4 protein-coding genes are annotated in these 5,043 nt (G+C 72.1%); all 4 read left to right on the top strand.

All coding sequences use genetic code 11. From position 1 onward, the window contains the following. Positions 1–484 precede the first annotated feature (484 nt). On the top strand, positions 485–2,446 hold the full coding sequence (locus D7X74_RS39545; protein WP_120538112.1) for a TonB-dependent siderophore receptor: 1,962 nt from the start codon (positions 485–487) through the stop codon (positions 2,444–2,446). A 40-nt stretch (positions 2,447–2,486) separates the two neighbouring features. Beyond that, positions 2,487–3,146: an HmuY family protein gene (locus tag D7X74_RS39540; protein WP_120538111.1), complete on the top strand. Its 660-nt coding sequence runs from the start codon at positions 2,487–2,489 to the stop codon at positions 3,144–3,146. Then, positions 3,146–4,231 (top strand): hemin-degrading factor, encoded by a 1,086-nt coding sequence (locus tag D7X74_RS39535; protein WP_120538110.1) that lies wholly within the window; start codon positions 3,146–3,148, stop codon positions 4,229–4,231. Before D7X74_RS39540 ends, D7X74_RS39535 begins: the two co-directional genes overlap by 1 nt. Further along, on the top strand, positions 4,228–5,043 hold an 816-nt coding region (locus D7X74_RS39530; RefSeq protein ID WP_120538109.1), incomplete at its 3' end, for a hemin ABC transporter substrate-binding protein. The genes D7X74_RS39535 and D7X74_RS39530, both read left to right, overlap by 4 nt.

Raw genomic sequence — 5,043 nt, 5'->3', positions numbered from 1 at the left:
CTTCGTGCCCGTCCCGCCGCGAAGACGGGCACGAAGTAGGGACTTCCCGTCCGGACACCGGGTTGCGGTGTTCACCGGAAGTCTTTTGACTTTGATATTCACTATCAATATCGTCTGGCCCCACTGAACGCAGGGAGCCGCGATGCACGAGGGATGCGGGCCGCAGGGAAGTGCCGGGGAGCTGCGCTGCATGTGCGGCAGCCTGTTGGCGCGGCTGGTGCCGGGCGGCGTGGAGTTGAAGTGCCGCCGGTGTCACCGGACGCAGGTGGTTCCGCTGGAGGGCTCGGCGCCTTCCCGGGACACCCGCAGGGGCTTGGCGGCGCCCCGGGGTGAAGGCGGCTGAAGCAGGCGTGGAGGGTCCGGGGCCGCGTGAGGCTCCGGAGGTGCTGGACGTGTGTTTCCTGAGGCCCGAGGCCCTTGAGCCCAGCGCCCGACAGGCTTCCTTTCGCGGAAGCCCCCGGCTTGCGTGCCGGGAGGACCTGGGATGCCCGGGCGTTGGCGTGGCTTCGCACTGCTGAGTCTCTTGCTGTCCGGCGTGGCCGGGGCGCAGGGCGTGCCGTCCGTGGACGGTGGCGTGGCGGATGTGTCGCCCGTGGACGGTGGCGTGGCCGAGGAGGCCCCCGCGCTCCAGACGGTGGTGACGGGCTCACGCAGCCAGGAGCGCGTGCGCGAATCCCCGGTGACGACGGAGGTCATCACCCGCGCGGAGATCGTCGCGAGCGGGGCGCGGGATGCCTCGGAGCTGCTCTCCGCGCGCCCGGGCCTCGTGGTGCAGCAGGGCTTCTCCGGGGCGGGGCTGTCCATGCAGGGGCTGGCGCCGGAGTACGCGCTGGTGCTGGTGGATGGCGAGCGCGTCACCGGCAAGGTGGACGGCGACGTGGACCTGTCGCGCCTGTCGATGGAGGACATCGAGCAGGTGGAGATCGTGAAGGGCCCGGGGTCGGTGATGTACGGGAGCGACGCGGTGGCGGGCGTGGTGAACTTCATCACGCGCAAGGCGCAGCGCCCCCTGGGCGCGGACCTGCGGGCCGCCTACGGCACGCGCAACCGGCTGGACCTGGACGCGACGGGCGAGACGCGCGGCGATGCGTGGGGCCTGCGCATGAGCGCGGGGCTCCAGCGCGGCTCCGCGTATGACCTGGACCCCACCGACCTGGGCACCACGGGCAGCAGCCTGAACGGATATGACCTGTCCGCGCGCGGCGACTGGCGCGGCTCGGAGACGCTGTCGCTGGAGGGCACCGCGTCCTTCTCCCACCGGCTCCAGCGCGGCGTGGACCTGGGCGCGGGCAGTGCGGTGTTCGACCGCGCGACCCGCGACAACACCTTCGCCTCGCGCCTGTCGCCGTCCTGGCGGCTGGGGCAGAAGGCGACGCTGCGCACGGACCTGTCCTACGGGCACTACGAGCGCCGCTACCTGCGCGACCAGCGCAACGCCTCCGCGCTGGACTCCGTGGAGGACACGCGCGACCAACAGGCCCGCCTGGGTGTGCAACTGGACGCGCGGCCCGGCTCGCACGCGTTCGTGGTGGGCACGGAGTACCTGGGCGAGTGGCTGCACTCGGACCGGCTGGACGGCGGCAAGGGGAGGCGCGGGCGCGGCTCCTTCTACGCGCAGGACACCTGGACGATCTGGGAGAAGCTGGGGCTGGTGATCGTGCGGGGCGGGCGGGTGGACCTGGATTCGCAGTTCGGCTTCGCGGTGACGCCCCGGGCAGCCCTGAAGGTCGACCCCTTGTCGTGGCTCACGGTGCGCGCCGGCTACGGGTGGGGCTACCGCGCGCCGAGCTTCCAGGACCTGCTCATCGACTTCGAGAACCCCGCGGTGGGCTACACCGTGCGCGGCAACCCGGACCTGAAGCCCGAGCGCTCCCGCAGCTACAACCTCAACGTGGAGGTGCGGCCCTTTGGCGACTCCGTGGTGTGGGCGGGCGTGTTCCAGCACTCGCTGCGCGACATGATCGCCGCGTCGCTCCAGTCCGAGGGCGAGGCCCTGCGCTACTCGTACATCAACATCGCCCGGGCGCGCGTGCGCGGCGGCGAGCTGGGCGTGCGCCAGTCGCTGCCCGGCCGCGTCCAGGTGGAGCTGGGCTACACGCTCACCGACGGCACGGATCAGGACCTGGAGCGCGCGCTGGAAGGCCAGGCGCGCCACCGGTTCACCGCGCAGGCCTCCTGGCGCTACCGCCCGTGGGGCCTGGAGGCCCTGGTGCGCGGCGCGCTCACGGGCGAGCGGCCCTTCTACCCAGATACCAACGGAGACGGTGTGGCGGATTCCTACCGTGCCAGCCCCACCGTCTCCCTGGATGCCCGTATCGCCTGGCGGATGCCAGCGGACGGGCTCCAGCTTTTCGTCGTCGGCACCAACCTCACCGACGCGGGCAATCCCGACGACCTGCCCATTCCACCCCGCACCGTCCAGGCCGGGGTGTCCACCCGCTTCTGACCGTCCCCTCCCACCTCCGTGTTTCCTGCAAGGAGTCCGCATGTTCCCCATTCCGTTGCGCCCTGGCTTCCTGGGCCGCGCCTGCGCGGCGCTGCTCGTCGCGGGCTTGAGCTCCGCCTGCGGTGACGACCTCCAACCCCAGCCGGGACCCGAGGACGAGGAGGACCCCGTCGTCCATCCGGAGGACAGCGCCAACCTCAAGCACCAGGACAACGGTGACGGGTCCTTCACGTCGGTCATCAACGCGACGGAGCCGGCGCTGTGGGTGGGCCTGGACTTGGACACCGGCAAGGAGGTCAGCGCGACCGAGGACGCGGCCTGGGACCTGGCCTTCCAGCGCTTCGTGGTGAAGTCGCGCGGCGGCGTCAGCGGGACGGGCGGCGTGCAGGTGGCCCTCCTGACGGACACGTCGTTCGCGGCGCTCACCCAGGCGCCGTCAACGGGCTGGTCCACGGATGCCGCGGACGGCGACGACACGGACACCACCCTGGACACGGTCTTCAACACGGCGGGCGGCTGGTATCTCTACGACCTGAAGTTCCACACGCTCACGCCGCGCGCGCAGCTCTACGTCGTCCGCTCCGACCAGGGGGCGTACTTCAAGGTGGAGCTGCTGTCGTACTACGACGACGCCGGTTCGCCCGCGAACCTGAAGCTGCGCTGGGCGAAGGTCGCCGCGCCGGCCGGGGGGCAGCCGTGATGACGCCCCAGACGGAGAAGGCCGGGAGCACGACCGCCGCGCTGCGAGAGCGCTGGCAGGCCCTGCGGGAGTCCCAGCCGCGCACGCGCATCCGCGACGCGGCGGAGCAGTTGGGGGTGAGCGAGGCGGAGCTGCTCGTCACCGGGTTGAACGGGGAGCTGGTGCGGCTGGAGCCGCGCTTCGACGTGCTCCTGCCCCGGCTGGAGTCGCTGGGGCGGGTGATGGCCCTGACGCGCAACGCGTCCGCGGTGCACGAGAAGAAGGGCGTCTACCGCAAGGTGGAGGTGCACGGCGCGATGGCGCTGGTGCTGGACGAGGACATCGACCTGCGGCTGTTCCTGTCGCGGTGGTGCTTCGCGTTCGCGCTGCGCGAGGACGTGTCCGGCGAGGTGCGCCGCAGCCTCCAGATCTTCGACGCGGCGGGCACCGCCGTGCACAAGATCTACCTCCAGCCGGAGGCGGACGTCGCCGCCTTCGAGGCGCTGGTGGCGGAGCTGACACACGAGGACCCATCCCATGTGTTGAACGTGGTGCCGGTGGCGCCGCCGCCCGTGCCCCTGCCGGACGCGGACATCGACGCGCCAGGGCTGGTGGACGGCTGGCGCGCGCTCCAGGACACGCACGAGTTCTTCGCGCTGCTCAAGCGCTTCAAGGTGGCGCGCACGCAGGCCCTGCGGCTCGCGGGCCCGGAGTTCGCGTTGCCGGTGGCGCCGGACGCGCTGGGCTGGACGCTGGAGCGCGCCGCGTCGTCGGGGCTGCCCATCATGATCTTCGTGGGCAACCCGGGGGCGATTCAGATCCACACCGGGCCGGTGCGCACGGTGCGGCCCATGGGCCCGTGGATGAACGTGTTGGATCCGGGCTTCAACCTCCACGTGCGCGCGGATCAGGTCCACTCCGCCTGGGTGGTGCGCAAGCCCACGCGCGACGGCACCGTCAGCTCGCTGGAGCTGTTCGACCGGGCGGGAGAGAACATCGGTTTGCTGTTCGGCAAGCGGAAGCCGGGGGAGCTGGAGTCCCCGGCGTGGCGGACGCTGATGGAAGAGCTGGGCCGGGCGCTGCCCGCGGTGGAGGTGGCGTCATGAAGCGCACGGCTTCGAAGTGGGGGCTCGTCTGCGCGCTGTTCGCGCTGTCCGCGCACGCGGCGCCGCCCGAGCCGAAGAAGGCCGCGCCGAAGCTCGTGGTCATCGGGCCGGCCATCACGCAGACGGTGTTCGCGCTGGGCGCGGGCGACCGGGTGGTGGGCGTGGATGACTCCAGCGGAGCGCTGCCGGAGGCGTCGAAGGTGCGCACGGTGGGCTACCAGCGCGCGCTGTCGGCCGAAGGGGTGCTGTCGCTGGGCGCGGGCCTGTTGCTGGGCTCGGCGGAGGCCGGGCCGCCCGCGGTGCTGGAGCAGTTGAAGCAGGCGGGCATGCAGGTGGAGACGTTCGCCAACGAGCCCACGGTGGAGGCGGCGCGCGCTCGCATCCAGACCGTCGCGGAGCGACTGGGCACGCCGGAGCAGGGCAAGGCGCTGGTGGCGAAGCTGGACGAGGACCTGGCCCGGGCGGCCGGCCGCGTGACGGCGCTGAAGGGCGCGAAGCCGCCGCGCATCCTCGCGGTGTACGCGCGCGGCGCGGGCACGATGATGGTGGCGGGCTCCGGGTCGGTGGCGGACACGCTCATCCGGCTGTCGGGCGCGGTGAATGCGGTGGGGGAGCTGAAGGGCTACAAGCCGCTCAGCGCGGAGGCCGTGGTGGCGGCGGCGCCGGACTTCGTGTTGCTGCCCGCGGGCTCGGTGGAGACGGTGGGCGGCGCGGAGGGCCTGTCGAAGCAGCCCGGCCTGTCGCAGGTGAAGGGCTGGAAGCTCGTCACGGTGGAGGACGTGGACTTCATGGGGCTGGGGCCGGGCCTGGGC

Source organism: Corallococcus sp. CA047B, assembly GCF_003612065.1.
In the GTDB taxonomy this organism is placed as follows: Bacteria; Myxococcota; Myxococcia; order Myxococcales; family Myxococcaceae; genus Corallococcus; species Corallococcus praedator.
Note: the sequence above shows the minus strand (reverse complement) of the source record. Positions and strands in the feature narration are given on the sequence as shown.

Bases quoted from the DNA above. Each gene is read 5' to 3' on its own strand.
- D7X74_RS39545 (WP_120538112.1), top strand. From the start codon at position 485: ATGCCCGGGCGTTGGCGTGGCTTCGCACTGCTGAGTCTCTTGCTGTCC.
- D7X74_RS39540 (WP_120538111.1), top strand. From the start codon at position 2,487: ATGTTCCCCATTCCGTTGCGCCCTGGCTTCCTGGGCCGCGCCTGCGCG.
- D7X74_RS39535 (WP_120538110.1), top strand. From the start codon at position 3,146: ATGACGCCCCAGACGGAGAAGGCCGGGAGCACGACCGCCGCGCTGCGA.